Source organism: Sphingomonas soli NBRC 100801, from assembly GCF_001591025.1.
Lineage (GTDB): Bacteria > Pseudomonadota > Alphaproteobacteria > Sphingomonadales > Sphingomonadaceae > Sphingomonas > Sphingomonas soli.
Window position 1 is genome coordinate 20,582 of record NZ_BCTZ01000013.1, and the last position, 15,257, is coordinate 35,838.

Consider the following 15,257-nt stretch of genomic DNA (forward strand, 5'->3'; position numbering starts at 1 on the left):
GCTCGAACCGGAGACCCCCGCATTACGAAGGCCTGCAAAGGCAGGCGAGGAAACATATATAAATCAACGTCGTAACCCGGCTCTCGTGTGTGCGAGTCACGATCACCCACGCGATTACCAAACTCGTGCGAGTTCGCCGGTCGACGCCTTCATACCAAAAGCACTTTGGCCCGATCAGAGTCGGAAAAGTGACCTGCGCTATACCTGCCGTCGGGTGAACCGAGCATAGATCGCAGGCAGCACAAACAAGGTGAGCAAGGTCGCCGAGACCAGCCCGCCGATCACCACGGTGGCCAGCGGCTTTTGGACTTCGGCACCGGCCCCATGCCCCAGCGCCATCGGCAGGAAGCCAAGGCTCGCCACCAGCGCCGTCATCGCCACCGGGCGCAACCGCGCAAGCGCACCCTCGCGTGCGGCTTTCGCCGGGTCTTGCCCCTCCTCGACCAGCTTCTGGATCGAGGTCAACATCACCAACCCGTTGAGCACCGCAATGCCCGACAGAGCGATGAACCCCACTGCTGCCGAGATCGAGAATGGCATGCCGCGCAGCAGCAGCGCGAGCGCACCACCGACCAGCGCCAGCGGCACGCCGGTGAACACGATCGCGGCGTCACGGACGCTGCGTAGCGCGCCGTAGAGCAGCAGAAGGATCAGTACGAAGCAGGCTGGCACGACCAGCATCAGCCGGTCTCGGGCGGAAGCAAGGTTTTCGAACTGACCACCCCAGGTGAGCCAGGTGCCGGCCGGCAGCGTCACCTGCTTGGCGATCGCCGCCTGCGCCTCCGCGACAACACTTGCGACGTCGCGGCCACGGACATTGGCCTGCACCACGACCCGGCGCTTGCCATTCTCTCGACTGATCTGGTTGGGACCATCGACGATACGGATATCGGCGACGCTGGCGAGCGGCACGAAGCTGCCCGTCGCGGTCGGCACCGGCGTCTGGCCGAGCGCGTCGAGATCGGCGCGGCGCGCATCGTCGAGGCGGATCATCACCGGGAAGCTGCGGTCACCCTCATAGATGCGCCCCGCCTGCCGCCCGCCGACCGCGGCAGAGACGGTATCGGCCACATCCTGGGCGGTGACGCCGACCCGGCTGGCCTTGTCCTGGTTATAGGCGATGTCGAGCATCGGCAGACCCTCTGTCTGCTCGACCTTGACGTCTTCGGCTCCGGCCACGCGGCGCAGCACGCCCGCGATACGGTTGGCGGTGGCGTTCATCTCGGCGAAGTCCTCGCCGAACACTTTTACCGCTACGTCGGAGCGGACACCAGCGATCAGTTCGTTGAAGCGCATCTGGATCGGCTGAGTGACTTCATAGGCGTGGCCCGGAACCTGGGCGAGCCGCGCCTCGATCCGCTCGACTACCGTAGCCTTGTCCTCCGACGGGTTGGGCCACTCCTTGCGGTCTTTGAGCATGATGAAGGTATCGGTGGCATTGGGCGGCATCGGGTCGGCTGCGACGTCCGCAGTGCCGGTGCGCGAGAACACCGTGCGAATCTCGGGCATGCCGTGCAGCGCCCGTTCAATCTGCGCCTGCATCTTTTGGCTCTGCTCGACCGAAGTGCCGGGCACGCGGAAGGCTGAGACTAGCACGTCGCCCTCATCGAGCTGCGGCAGAAACTCCTGCCCGAGCGTCGAGAAGGCCACACCGCCGAGCGCGACTGCGCCGAGCGCAATGCCGATCATCGTTTTCGGCTTAGCCAGCGCGCGATCGAGACCGGGCTCGTAGCGCCGCCGCAGCCAGTCGATAATGCGGTTCTCCTTTTCCTCAACCGGCTTGGACAACCAAATCGCAATCGCCGCCGGCACAAAGGTCAGCGACAGCACGAAGGCGAAGGCCAGCGCGATGATTACGGTGAGTGCCATCGGCTCGAAGGTGCGGCCTTCGACGCCGGTCAGCGTGAGCAGCGGCAGATAGACGAGCATGACGATCGCCTGGCCGTAGACCGAGGGCCGGATCATCTCGCGCGCGGCACCGGCGACGGTTTCCAGCCGCTCGGCGAGGCTAAGCGGACGCCCCTGTTCGTGCTGGCGCTCGGCGATGCGGCGCAGCGCATTCTCTACGACGATCACCGCGCCATCGACGATCAGCCCGAAGTCGAGCGCGCCCAGGCTCATCAAATTCGCCGACACGCCGATGCGCAGCATTCCAAAGCCGGTAAGCAGCATGGTGATGGGGATCACCAGCGCCGCGATCAGCGCCGCCCGGAAATTGCCGAGTAGCACGAACAGCACCGCAATGACCAGCAGCGCGCCTTCGGTGAGGTTCCGCGCGACAGTGGCGATCGTCGCATCGACCAGCCGGGTGCGGTCGAGCACCGGCTCGATGACCACGTCTCGCGGCAATGAGGGAGCGATGGCCTTGAGCTTGGCATCGACACCCGACGAGACGGTGCGGCTGTTCTCGCCGATCCGCATGATCGCGGTGCCGGTGATAACCTCGCGACCATTCTCCGAGCCTGCGCCCATGCGGACGCCCTGGCCGAGTTTCACCTCCGCGACCTGGCCAAGCGTGATCGGCACGCCGTCTCGCGAGGCGATCACGCGGTCGCGAAGCTGCGCAAGGCTGAGGATGCGGGCGTCGGCGCGGACCGCCAGCCCTTCGCCATTGCGGTTGATCGTGCCCCCGCCGGTGGCGACATTGTTGCGTTCGAGCGCGGTGGCGAGGTCGCTCAGACTGATACGCAGCGAAGCGAGCTTCTGCGTATCGGGCGCGACCAGATATTCCTTCTCATAGCCACCAAGCGAGTCGATGCCGGCAACGCCGTCCACCGCCTTGATCTGCGGTGCGACGATCCAGTCCTGGACGGTGTGGAGATAGGTCGCCTTGTCCGCCTCGCTCGCCAGCCGGTCGCCTTCGCGCGTGATGTAGCTGCCATCGGGCTGGAGCCCGGGTTCGCCGGGACGATGCTGCTCATGCGCGCGTTCGGCATAGCGCAGCGTCCAGATATAGACCTCGCCGAGCCCGGTCGCGATCGGCCCCATCTCGGGCGTGACGCCGTCCGGCAGGTTCTCCTGTGCTGCCGTCAGCCGCTCCTGCACCTGCTGACGCGCGAAATAGATGTCGGTGGAGTCGCTGAACACCGCCGTGATCTGCGCAAAACCGTTGCGGCTGAGCGAACGCGTGTTCTCCAGCCCCTTGATCCCGGCAAGCGCGGTCTCGATCGGGAAGGCAACCTGCTTCTCGATCAGCTCGGGCGAGAGCGCCGGGGCAAGCACATTCACTTGCACCTGATTGTTGGTGATGTCGGGCACTGCATCGATCGGCAGGCGCGACAGGCTGATGCCGCCGATCACGGCGGCGATGGCGGTAAGCAGCAGAACGAGCCAGCGCCGCTCGACCGCCCAGGTTACGATCCGGTCGATCATGACTCAGTCCTCGTGCCCGGCTTCGGCGGCGCCGAGCGCCGATTTGAGCGTGAAGCTATTCTGGGCGGCGATCCGCTCGCGGCCCGTCAGGCCCTGCGTGACGACGATCATCGCGCCGTCCTGGCGGCCCAGCGTTACCGGTACGGCTCGGAAGCCATCCGCCGTTCGGACGAACACAGCGCTGCGGCCTTCGACGGTCTGGACTGCCGTGGACGGCACACGGATCGCGCCATCCCCGTCGCCGGGAAGCTCGACCGAGGCGATGACAGTCTCGCCTGCACGCCATTGGCCCGCGCGGTTGTCGAGCAGGGCGATCACCGGCACCAGCCGAGTCTTCTCGTCGAGAGCCGGCGACACGAAGCTGATGCGTGCCTGAGCAACACGGGTTCCCGCCGTGATCCGAACCGCCGCATCCGACCGCACGCGCGCTGCATCTGCCGGCGACAGGGACAGGGTCACGTTGAGACGATCAAGCTGGGCGATGCGAAACATCTCGGTGTCCGGTGCATCGGCGGCGAAGTTCTGACCCAGCACAGCGGTACGGGCGACGACCTGGCCCGAGATAGGTGCGGCGATGACAATGCGGTTGAACCGCCCGCCCCGCCCGCCGCTTGCCGCCAGCTGCTCGCGCGCCAGCCGCAGGGCAACCGTCGCCTGCTTGTATGCAGCGCGCGATATCTCGACTTCGCGTAGCGGACGAAAGCCCTTGGCAAACAGCGCCTCGTCCCGCGCAAGTGTAGTGCGTGCGAGCTCGGCGGCAGCGCCTGCGCGTTGCACCTCGGCTTGCAATCCGGCCGCCTCGCGGCTTTCCAGCACCGCCATCGGCTCACCGGCGCGGACGCTGTCGCCGATATTGTGGCGCAACTCGACGATGCGGCCCGGCACCGTGGCAGCGACGATGCGGGTTGCCTGCGGATCGCTCTCCAGGAGCGCGGGCGCCTCGATCGCGCCGCCGCTGCCGCCGATCGCCGGACTGACGATCTCGATGCCGGAGGACGCGATTTGCTGCGGTGAAAGCGTGACAAGGCCCTCGCCATGCGCTTCCTCGGCAGGCTCGGCCTTGTTTTCGGGAGGTTGTTTGCTGCCGCCACAGGCGGCAAGCAGCAGGGCAAGCGGCAGCGCCGCATGGGTGAGTTTCATCATATCCGATCCTTGGCCGGCGCATGGCCGGCATTTGCGTGCTTAGGTGAGGCCGCGCATCAGACCCTGGGCGGGCGCAAAGCAGGATCGATCAGCAAGGATGGCAGCTGCGAGCTGTGCAACACGATGCGCCGCCCGAAAAGCTGTAGCGGCGGCACCGGCGTCACGCCGCTCGCCTGTACCGCAAAAGCATGACCGTGGCAGACTCCGTGATGATGGGGCATGCCTTGATCCGCATCGGCAGGCGTTGAATCCTGATCACCATCAACATGCGCGTCGCCGCTGCAACTGATCTCTGTTGTCCCGAGCGCCTCGCGGGCGTGCACCGTCGCAGTCGCCGTCAGCGAGACGGCAAGCATGGCAATCAAAAGGAGCCAGAAGCGGCGCATGGCTATCTGCATATCGCGTTCAATCTTCGCTGTCATCGCAACACCTCCGGCGGCACCGGTCGTGCTTCGCGCCAGGCGGGAATGGCAGAGGCCAGCACCCGCCATGCCGAACGGAAGAGGATCAGCGCAATCAGCGCGCCCACCGCGATGTCGGGCCAGCCGGCGCCGGTCATCGGCACCAGCCCCGCCGCGACGAGTACACCGAGATTGGAGGCGACATCGTTGCGCGAGCATTCGAAGGTGCTGCTCATGTTCACATTGGCGTGACGGAACCGCCACAGCATCGCGAGGCAAGCTAGGTTAGCGACCAGCGCCGCGCCGCCGAACGCCAGCATCAACCCACTGGAGGGCTCAACGCCGTTCGCCAGCTTGTCGGCGATCTCGACCACGACTGCGACCGCCAGCAGCAGGATCAGCCCACCCTTGGCCAGCGCGGTGCCAGCCTCCCAACGCGGCCCGCGATGCAGGGCATAAAGGCTCAGCGCATAGACCAGCCCGTCGCCGAGCATATCCACCGAATCCGCCATCAGCGCCGACGAACGTGCGACAAGTCCGCCGCCGAACTCGGCGGCGAACATCGTTAGATTGATCAGCATCACCGCGATCAGCACGCGGCGCTGCCCGGCCTTGCGACCTAGCTCGCGCCGGTACGCTCGACATTGGCTTCGATCAGCGCAGCGGCGCGGGCGTGGGTGTCGGGATGGGCTTTGGCGATTTCGCAGATCGCCGACAGGATATGGCCGAGGCTGTTGTCATCGGCGCTCGCAGCATTGGCGGTGAGGGCGTCGACGGCGCGGGTGCGCCGTACGGCGTCGGTGAGGTCCAATGTGCCGATCGCCTTGGCTGCGGCCGAGCGCGCCGGCCCGGCATTGCCGCCGACATAAAGGGCTGCGCGGTCGAGCGCCGCATCGGGTTCGGTTTTCGCCAGCGCCTGCAACGCCAGGAAAACATAGGCGGCATCGTCGCCATCCTCGGGGCTGATCGCCTCGAGCGTATCGCGTGCCCGGCTGCCCTGTTCGGCCCAGGTCCGATAGGCGCCATTGGGCATGCCCGAGGCCAGATCCTCGCCGGCGCGTGTTGAGAGCGCTTTGACGGCTGCGAGCGTGTGCGGGACGCTGGCGTCCAGCGCCGGGATCAACTCGGTATAAACGTGCATCACCGTAAAGAAATCATGCTGGTTGATGGGGGAAGTCTGGATCATGCGTGCGGGTTCGAGCACGTCGATCGTACCGTCATTGTGAAGTTGGGTCAGCGTCGCGCGAAACGCCTTGCCGAGTTCGTCGGTATGGTGCCGGCGCAGCCGCTCGACGAACAACTCGGGCAGCGTGCCCGCTGCCGCTGCTGCGATGATGTCATCCCGGTCGCTCAATCATCCCCCATTGGCGGCCGCGTGGGTTACGCCGCGGTTCCCATATAGTCGATACTTGGCGGGAGTTCATCCGTTCGGCGTGCCAGAATGCACCCGCTCTGGACCGTTCGGCACGGAGATATCGCGATTGCGCGCATGATGCGCGCTAAACGATGCCGTCGACGAAGATACCGCAAATGTCTATGTTTCATTGCGGCTACGACGCCACATGAAAGCGCTTCCGCTTTCGTTGCCAGTTGACCGAAAGCGGACAGGCAGCAACCGGCCCAATAGCGGCTGCCTGAGCTAATTCAGTCGGACGATCTGTGGTACCTTTCTCATGTGCGTGGAGCGTAGGTCGCGCCCAGTTCCCCACCCAAAGCACCCCACGCAAGACCCAAACGCCGCACCTATCCTAAAGCCCTTCCTCAAGGCGCCGCCCGCTTGTCCTTGTTTCTACGCCATAAAGTAGGTGGTGCCGCTTACAGGACTCGAACCTGTGACCCCCGCATTACGAATGCGATGCTCTACCAGCTGAGCTAAAGCGGCCTGGTGCAAGGGTGTGTGCCCTCGAAGAGCGGCGCGCTTACCAGCACAATTCGGGGCTGACAAGCGCCAGCAAGGGCATTGCGATACGATCCCTTCCGGTCGCGGCGGCTTTACGCGGCGTTTACCACATGGCGTGCACAAGGATGCAATTGGACAAACGGGCAGTGTTCGCCCGGAGTGGAGCATGTGCATGGATATGTCTCGCGGCATCAACGATCCGCTCGGTTCGGGTGATCCGGAGCCGAACGAGGCCGTGTCGGATCGGCCGCTGGATATCGGCACCGACGAACGCCGGATGCACGTGCGCGCCTACAATCACTGGGTTTCGTTGCTCCGCGGCCGCGCCTATCCCTCTATCGAGGACCTGGACCCCGGCAGCATCTCCGATTTCGGCGCGCATTCGGTGCTGCTCGATTTCTCGCAGGGGATCGACGATCCCGCGATTCGCTTCCTGGGCAAGGCGCTGCGCGAGGAAACCGGGCTCGACGCCACGATCACGCTCGTCGCCCAGGTGCCCAGCCGCTCGCTGCTTTCGCGCCTGACCGATCATTATCTCCAGATCATCGCCAATCGCGCGCCGATCGGCTTCGAGGCCGAATTCGTCGGCACGCGCGGGCACAACACCATGTATCGCGGCATCCTGATGCCCTTCTCGTCGAACGGCGAGGAGATCGATTTCATTTACGGCGTGATCAACTGGAAGGAACTGGTCGACGCCGCGACTCAGGCCCGGCTCAATGCCGAGGTGGATGAGGCGCGCCGCACCGCGCCTTCGCCCGCCATCCCCGCGCCGGTCTGGGCCGATGGGCCCAGCGCAGGCTTTGATGCGGGCGACGACCTGATTGCCGAAGATCTGGCCGCCGGCGCGGCGGTCGATTCGACGCTGGCGGACCGGCTGTTCCTTGCGCGCGAATCGGCCGCGGCCGCGCGCGCATCGGATACGCGCAGCCGTTCGGCGCTCTATCGCGCGCTTGCCCGCAGCTATGATTTCGCGCTCGCCGCCGAAAGCGATCAGGCCGCTTATGCCGAATTGCTCGAGGATGCCGGGCTCAAGGCCCAGGCGCGCGCGCCGATGACGCCGGCGGTCAAGCTGGTCTTCGGCGCCGATTACGACAAGACGCGCCTCACCGAATTCGCTGCCGTGCTCAGCTTTGCGCGGCGCACCGGCGTGCCTTCGGGCGGGCTCGATTCGTTCCTCGATGCGGCCGACGGTGGCATCAAGGGCGTCGTCGCCGCGGAGCGCGCGCATCGCCGTCCCGCGCCCCGGCCAGATCGATTCGCCAGGATCGCCGAGGAATTGCGCAGCCGCCCGCCGATCGCGCACATCGATCTGCCCGCCGATGGCGAGTTCGTCGTGCTGCTCGCGCGCAAGGGCAAGAAGGGCATGGATATCCTCGCCCAGCTTGCCGATACGCCGCTCACCGAACGCACGATCCGCAAGGCCGCCGCCTGAAAATAGTTTCACCTGAAACTGCTTCGCGGCCTTGAAGCGCTGACTCGGGGGGAGTAGCGCTTCCTTCCATGAAGAACATGATGACGTCGCTTACGCGAGCGTTCGAGGCGCGGCTGCTCGAAGGAGCGCTGCCGGGAGAGTTGGAAAGCTTCAACGAAGCTGAGCGTGCGGAGGCGGCCGATTTCGTCGCCGAAACCGCCGCTGTGCGCGGAGCGGGAACGCCGCGAATCGCCCTCGCCACGTTCATGGCGGGTGATCGCCGCCGGATGCGGCTGGCGGTCATCAACGACGACATGCCCTTCCTGGTGGATTCGATCGCCGCTGCGATCGGCGCGCACGATATCGCGATCCAGCGCATCCTCCATCCCGTGATCGCCGTGTCGCGCGATGCTGCGGGCAAGCTCACTGCGATCGATTCGGACGATGCCGCCGCCGCGCGCGAGTCCATGGTCTATATCGAGATGGACCGCGCCGATGCGCGCACCCGGCGCGAGCTTGTCGCCGAGCTTGAGCGGGTGCTCGATCAGGTCCGCGACGCGGTGCATGACTGGCGCGCGCTGCAAACCGCGATGGCGGCCGATGCTGCGGCGGTGCCCAGCAAGGAGGGCGGCAAGCTGCTGCGCTGGTTCCACGATGGCGCGATGACGCTGCTGGGGCATGAGAACTGGACGGTGGATGGCGCGATCAGCGATCAGCTCGGCATCGCCCGCTACGATCTTGAAACCCCTGTCCTCGCCGAAGCATCGCGCCACGCCGCGATCGATTATTTCCGCAAGGGCGGCGAGGCGCCGTTGCTGCTCAAGTCCAATTCGATCTCGCCGGTGCACCGCCGCGTGCCCTTCGATATCGTGGTCGTTCCGATCCTCACCGGCAGCCAGGTCACCGGCCTGTCGATCCATTCCGGGCTGTGGACCAGCGCGGCGCTGTTCACCGCGCCCGACGAGGTTCCGGTGCTGCGCGAGCGGCTGGGCAGGCTCGAGCAGAAGTTCGGATTCGATCCCAAGGGGCATACCGGCAAGGCGATGGCGCACGCGCTCACCGCGCTGCCGCACGATCTGACCACCGCGTTCGACGTGGATTCGCTCGAACAGCTCGTGCTCACCTCCATGTCGGTCGCGGATCGCCCGCGCTCGAAGCTCGTCTTGGTCAAGAGCCCGCTCGGGCGGCATCTGTTCGCCTTCGTGTGGCTCCCGCGCGACGAGATCGCCACCAGCCGCCGCCAGGCGGTGGGCGCGATGCTCGAAGAGGCGGCAAACGCCACGCTGATCAACTGGTCGATCGCGCTGGAAGACGGCGTCGTCGCGCTGCTGCGCTTCACGCTCGATCTGCGCCATGGCGGGGTGATGCCCGATGCGGAGAAGCTCGACGACCAGCTTGAGCGGATGATGCGCGGCTGGGTGCCGGCGGTCGAGGCCGCTTTGGGCGATCTCGCGGGTGCGGCCTCCACGCGCCTCGCGCTGCGCTTCGCCAACGCCTTCCCCGCCGCCTATCGCGCCACCGCCACGCCGGAGGAAGCCGCCAGCGACATCCTGCGCATCGCCACGCTCGATGGCCCGGGCGATCGTTCGGTGCGGATCACGCCGACCACGAAGGAAGGCAATTACCGCATCAAGCTCTATGCCCAGGGCGGCGCGCTGGCGCTGTCGGATGCGGTGCCGGTGTTCGAGAATTTCGGCTTCCGCGTGATCGAGGAAGTGCCCAGCCAGCTTTCGGGCGGGGCGTTCGTCCATGACTTCCAGGTAGAGGCACCCCATCTCGCGGGCGATCTCGCGACGATCGAGAGCGCCATCGCGGCGGTGCTGGAGGGCACGGCGGAGAACGACCTGTTCAACCGGCTGATCGTCGAAAGCGGCATGGCCCCTGCCTCGGTCGTCCTGTTCCGCGCCTGGTTCCGCTATCTGCGCCAGACCGGCATGAGCTATGGCATGGCCACCGTGGTCGATGCGCTCCGCCGCGCGCCCAAGGTCGCCGCCGGGCTGATCGAGCAGTTCGACGCGGCGCACAATCCTGCCCGCGCAGGGAAGGATGCCGGCGCGATCGAGGCTGCGGGCAAGGCGATCGACGCCGGGCTCGACAAGGTCTCCGCGATCGATGACGACCGCATCCTGCGCACGCTGCGCGGCGTCGTGCTGGCAACATTGCGCACCAACGCCTTCGCCCCCGCCGCGAAGGAAGCGCTCGCCTTCAAGCTCGACAGCGCGCGCGTCCCCGGCCTCCCCGCCCCGCTGCCGTGGCGCGAGATCTGGGTGTACAGCCCCCGCGTAGAGGGCATCCATCTGCGTGCCGGCCCGGTCGCGCGCGGGGGTCTGCGCTGGTCAGACCGGCGCGACGATTTCCGCACCGAGATCCTCGGGCTGATGAAGGCGCAGCGCGTCAAGAACGCCGTCATCGTGCCGACGGGCGCGAAGGGCGGCTTCTACGCCAAGCAGCTCCCCTCGCCCGCGATCGACCGCGATGCATGGTTCGCCGAAGGCACGGAGAGCTACCGCATCTTCATCCGCTCGCTGCTGTCGATCACCGACAATATCGTCAGCGGCAAGGTCGTCCACCCCGAGTCCGTCGCGATCCTCGACGGCGAAGACCCCTATTTCGTCGTCGCCGCCGACAAGGGCACCGCCACCTTCTCCGACGTTGCCAACGCCATCGCGATCGAGCGCAATTTCTGGCTGGGCGATGCCTTCGCCAGCGGCGGCTCGGTCGGCTATGATCACAAGGCGATGGGGATCACGGCGCGCGGCGCCTGGGTCTCGGTCCGCCGCCACTTCCTCGAGATGGGCACCGACATCCAGTCCGAACCCGTCACCGTCGCGGGCTGCGGCGATATGTCGGGCGACGTGTTCGGCAACGGCATGCTCCTGTCGAAAGCGATCAAGCTGGTCGCCGCGTTCGATCACCGCCACATCTTCTTCGATCCCGATCCCGATCCGGCGAAGAGCTGGGCCGAACGGAACCGCATGTTCGCGCTCCCCCGCTCCAGCTGGGCCGATTATGATCCGAAGCTGATCTCGAAGGGCGGCGGCGTCTTCGCGCGCAGCGAGAAATCGATCCCCTTGAGCGCCGAGGTCCGCGCCATGCTCGGCGTCGATGCGGCGGAGATGGACCCCACCTCGCTGATCTCGGCGATCCTGCGCATGCAGGTCGGCCTGCTCTGGTTCGGCGGCATCGGCACCTATATCAAGGCCGCGAGCGAGAGCCATGGCGAGGTCGGCGATCCCGCCAATGATCGCCTGCGCGTCAATGCCGAGCAATTGCGCTGCCAGGTCGTCGGCGAAGGCGCAAATCTGGGCGTGACCCAGGCGGCGCGCATCGCCTTCGCGGCGCGCGGCGGGCGCATCAACACCGATTTCATCGACAATTCGGCCGGCGTCGATTGCTCGGATAACGAGGTCAACATCAAGATCGCATTGAACCGCGAGATGATCGAGGGCCGCCTGGAATTCGAGGATCGCAACCAATTGCTCGTCTCGATGACCGACGATGTCGCGCATCTGGTGCTGGAGGATAACCGGCTCCAGACGCTCGCACTCTCCTTCATGGAGAATGACGGCGCGGTCTCGCTGCCCTCCTATGTCCGCGTCATCGAGATCCTCGAAGGCTCGGGCCGCCTCGATCGCGCGGTCGAAGGGTTGGGCTCGAACGACGATCTGCTCCGCCGCGCTCAGGATGGCCGCGGCCTCACCCGCCCCGAGCTTGCGATCCTGCTCGCCTCGGCCAAGCTCGCGCTTCAGGACGCGATCGAGCATGCCGGCCTCGGCCATGATCCCGCGCTCGAAAGCGATCTCCACGCGGCCTTCCCGCCGGCGATGCAGCAGCGCTTCGGCAAGGCGATCGACGAGCATCGCCTGCGCGGCGAGATCGTCGCGACCAAGCTGGCAAACCGCGTGATCAACCGCCTCGGCGTGCTCCACCCCTTCGAGCTTGCCGAAGAGGAAGGCGCGTCGATGGCCGATATCGCGGCGATGTTCGCGGTGGCCGAGCGGCTGTTCGGCCTGCCCGCGATCTGGGAAGCGGTGGAAACCGCGCAGATCAGCGAAGCCGCGCGCATCGCCTTGCTCGATGAAGTCGCGGTCGCCGCGCGCGGCCAGGTTGCCGATCTCCTCCGCATCGCCCGGCCCGGCGCCAGCCCGGCCCAGGTAACCGCGCGCCTCAAGCCCGGCATCGACGCGCTCGACAGCCACGCAAAGGCGCTGATGCTCGACGAGGTTCGCGCCCAATCGGGTCGCATCTCGGCCAGGCTCGAAGCCGCGGGAGCGCCGCGCGATCTGGTCGCCAAGGTCGTCCGGCTTTTCGAGCTCGACGGCGCGGTCGGGCTTGCCGAGCTGGGCGTGCGGCGCGGGATCGATGAGACCGTGCTCACCCGCGCCTTCACCGCGCTCGGCCAGGCGCTGGGGCTGGACTGGGCGCAGTCGGTCGCGGCGCGGATCACCACCGGCGATCCGTGGGAACGGTTGCTCATCGCGGGCCTTGCGCGCGATTTCCAACAGATCCGCCTCGAATTCCTCGCCCGCGATCACGGCAAGGATCCGCAGGCCACGGTCGAAGCCTGGCTCGCCGAAAATGCCGCGCGCGTGGCGCAATTCGCCCAGCTCATCGCCCGCGCCCGCCAGTCGGCAGTCCCCAACGCCGCCATGCTGGCCCAGATCGCCGGCCAGGCCCGGGTGCTGCTCGGGCGGGAATGACCCCCCAAACCCCTCTCCCCTTCAGGGGAGAGGGTGGCCGAGCAAAGCGAGGCCGGGAGAGGGGCAGTTTGCGCACAAACTCACCGCCCCCTCTCCCTTCCGTCGCTTCGCGGCTCCCTCCCTCTCCCCGCAAGCGGAGAGAGGGAATCATGCCGCAACGTTTGCAATTGCGAATCGTTCGCGTTAATAGCCGGGCATCGTTTCCAACCTCCCGAGTCTAGTACCCCCTCATGGATGCAACCGCCGCACCGGCTCCCCGAAAGCGCAGCCGGAAGAGCTTCTGGCTGAAGCAGCTCCATACCTGGCACTGGATGAGCTCGGCGATCAGCCTGATCGGGCTGATGCTCTTCGCGATCACCGGCTTCACGCTCAACCATGCCGGTGAGATCGAAGGGTCGCCAAAGTCGGTAGAGGCCACCGCGCAGCTTCCCGCGCCCCTGCTCGCCGAAGTGAAGCCGGACGACGCCCCCGATTCCCGGAAGCCGCTTCCCGCCAATGTCGCCAAATTCGTCGCGGACAGCCTAAAGATGAAGGCCGATGGCGAAGCCGAATGGCGCAGCGACGAAATCTATCTCGGCATGCCCCGCCCCGGCGGCGATGCATGGATCGCGATCGATCGCGAAACGGGCGCGGTCACCAGCGAGGTCAGCTCGCGCGGCTGGATCGCCTATCTCAATGATCTCCATAAGGGGCGCAACGCGGGCACCGTATGGAAATGGTTCATCGACATCTTCGTGCTGGCCTGCGTGATCTTCTCGCTCACCGGGCTCGTGCTGCTCCAGATGCACTCGAAGCATCGCAAGAGCACCTGGCCGCTGGTCGGTCTCGGCCTCGTCATCCCGGCGATCATCGCCATCTTCCTGATTCACTAGGCAAAGGTACGCTCATGCAGTTCCGCATCACCGGATTGACCGCCGCCGCGCTGGGAGGCGCCGCGTTCACCCCTGCGGCAAACGCGCAGACGCTCGATCTGTCGGTCGCCATCCCCAAGCTTACCGTCGCCGAATATCACCGCCCCTATGTGGCGATCTGGCTGGAGAAAGAGGGCGTCACCCCGCGCACCATCGCGGTCTGGTACGATTTCGATCTCAAGGGCAGCGAAGGCGAAGGCACCAAATGGCTGCGCGACGTGCGCCAATGGTGGCGCGCCTCGGGCCGCAGCATCGCCTTCCCCGCCGATGGCATTACCGGCGCCACCCGCGCGCCCGGCACGCACAAGCTCAATTTCACCGGCGGGCGCGGCTCGATGCCGAACCTCACGCCGGGCGCCTATCGCCTGATCGTCGAGGCCGCGCGCGAAGCGGGCGGGCGCGAGGCCGTAACCCTCTCGTTCAACTGGGACGGCAAGACCGCCGTTTCCGCCAGCGGCAAGGGCGCCCATGAGCTTGGCGCCGTTTCCATGACCCTCAAGCGCTGATCCAGGAGCCGAATCGATGAACCTGCGCAATCCCATGATCGCCATCGCCGCCCTGGCCGTGGTCGCCGCTCCCGCCGCATATGCCCACCGCGCCTGGCTGCTGCCTTCGTCCACGATCGTTTCGGGCACCGATAATTACGTCACCGTCGATGCGGCGGCATCGAACGAAGTGTTCTTCTTCGATCATCGCCCGCTCGTGCAGATCCCCACCGTGTTCCAGCCAGACGGCACCGAGGGCAAGATCGAGAACCACGCTGTCGGCAAGTTCCGCGCGACCTTCGATCTGCATCTCACCCAGCAGGGCACCTATCGTCTGTCGATCCTCAACGAAGGCGTTGTCGGCAGCTACAAGCTGAACGGCGAGACGAAGCAGCTTCCGCGCGGCACCACCGCCGCCACGCTCGCCGCCGCGATCCCCGCGGGCGCGACCGACGTGACGACCTCCGAATCGATCGGGCGCAACGAGACCTTCATCACCCAGGGCGCTCCGACCAACACGGTGTTCAAGACCAGCGGGCGCGGCATCGAGCTGGTGCCGGTCACCCATCCGAACGACCTGATCGTCGGCGAACCCGCCACCTTCCAGTTCATGACCGATGGCAAGCCCGGCGCGAACCTGAAGGTCACCGCGATCCAGGGCGGCATCCGGTATCGCGATGCGCTCAATCCGATCGATCTCAAGACCGATGCGCAGGGCAAGGTCGTGATCAACTGGCCCGGCCCCGGCATGTACTGGCTCAACGTCACGCCCGAAGGCGCTCCCGCCGCACCGGGCCAGCCGCAGCGCCGCCTCGCATACATCACGACGCTTGAGGTGCTCGCGCCCTGATTTCCCGCCCGCTGACCCCTCGCATCGCGATCCCCGCCAGCCTGTCTCCGGCAGCGTTCCACCGCCGGCAGGCGGGCGCTG

The 15,257-nt window shown here is 66.4% G+C and carries 10 protein-coding genes and 1 tRNA gene; 5 read left to right on the forward strand and 6 right to left on the reverse strand.

What is annotated here, in order from left to right:
- Positions 1 to 198: 198 nt before the first annotated feature.
- The 6 genes from SSO01S_RS09415 to SSO01S_RS09440 form a co-directional block, all read right to left on the reverse strand.
- Complete coding sequence (locus tag SSO01S_RS09415) at positions 199 to 3,372, reverse strand: efflux RND transporter permease subunit (protein WP_066798438.1); 3,174 nt, start codon at positions 3,370 to 3,372, stop codon at positions 199 to 201.
- Positions 3,373 to 3,375: 3 nt separating this feature from the next.
- Complete coding sequence (locus SSO01S_RS09420) at positions 3,376 to 4,515, reverse strand: efflux RND transporter periplasmic adaptor subunit (RefSeq protein ID WP_157073709.1); 1,140 nt, start codon at positions 4,513 to 4,515, stop codon at positions 3,376 to 3,378.
- A gap of 56 nt (positions 4,516 to 4,571) precedes the next feature.
- Positions 4,572 to 4,937, reverse strand: a complete 366-nt coding sequence (locus SSO01S_RS09425) for a hypothetical protein (protein WP_245646700.1) — start codon at positions 4,935 to 4,937, stop codon at positions 4,572 to 4,574.
- Positions 4,934 to 5,497 (reverse strand): cation efflux transmembrane domain-containing protein, encoded by a 564-nt coding sequence (locus SSO01S_RS09430; protein WP_083942967.1) that lies wholly within the window; start codon positions 5,495 to 5,497, stop codon positions 4,934 to 4,936. Before SSO01S_RS09430 ends, SSO01S_RS09425 begins: the two co-directional genes overlap by 4 nt.
- A gap of 38 nt (positions 5,498 to 5,535) precedes the next feature.
- Complete coding sequence (locus SSO01S_RS09435) at positions 5,536 to 6,270, reverse strand: hypothetical protein (RefSeq protein WP_066798442.1); 735 nt, start codon at positions 6,268 to 6,270, stop codon at positions 5,536 to 5,538.
- 452 nt (positions 6,271 to 6,722) lie between these two features.
- Positions 6,723 to 6,798, reverse strand: a tRNA-Thr gene (locus SSO01S_RS09440).
- Between the two features lie 190 nt (positions 6,799 to 6,988).
- On the opposite strand from SSO01S_RS09440, the gene SSO01S_RS09445 reads away from it, so the two are divergent.
- The 5 genes from SSO01S_RS09445 (at position 6,989) to SSO01S_RS09465 (ending at position 15,176) form a co-directional block, all read left to right on the forward strand.
- Positions 6,989 to 8,251 (forward strand): PAS domain-containing protein, encoded by a 1,263-nt coding sequence (locus SSO01S_RS09445; protein ID WP_066798443.1) that lies wholly within the window; start codon positions 6,989 to 6,991, stop codon positions 8,249 to 8,251.
- Between the two features lie 68 nt (positions 8,252 to 8,319).
- Complete coding sequence (locus SSO01S_RS09450) at positions 8,320 to 12,930, forward strand: NAD-glutamate dehydrogenase (RefSeq protein WP_066798444.1); 4,611 nt, start codon at positions 8,320 to 8,322, stop codon at positions 12,928 to 12,930.
- 230 nt (positions 12,931 to 13,160) lie between these two features.
- The gene (locus SSO01S_RS09455) at positions 13,161 to 13,802 is read left to right on the forward strand and encodes a PepSY-associated TM helix domain-containing protein (protein ID WP_066798445.1); all 642 of its coding nucleotides are present in this window, start codon (positions 13,161 to 13,163) and stop codon (positions 13,800 to 13,802) included.
- Positions 13,803 to 13,816: 14 nt separating this feature from the next.
- The gene (locus SSO01S_RS09460) at positions 13,817 to 14,347 is read left to right on the forward strand and encodes a DUF2271 domain-containing protein (protein ID WP_066798446.1); all 531 of its coding nucleotides are present in this window, start codon (positions 13,817 to 13,819) and stop codon (positions 14,345 to 14,347) included.
- A gap of 16 nt (positions 14,348 to 14,363) precedes the next feature.
- Positions 14,364 to 15,176 carry a DUF4198 domain-containing protein gene (locus tag SSO01S_RS09465; RefSeq protein ID WP_066798447.1) on the forward strand — a complete coding sequence of 271 codons (813 nt, stop codon included), beginning with the start codon at positions 14,364 to 14,366 and terminating at the stop codon, positions 15,174 to 15,176.
- The last annotated feature ends 81 nt before the right edge of the window (positions 15,177 to 15,257 follow it).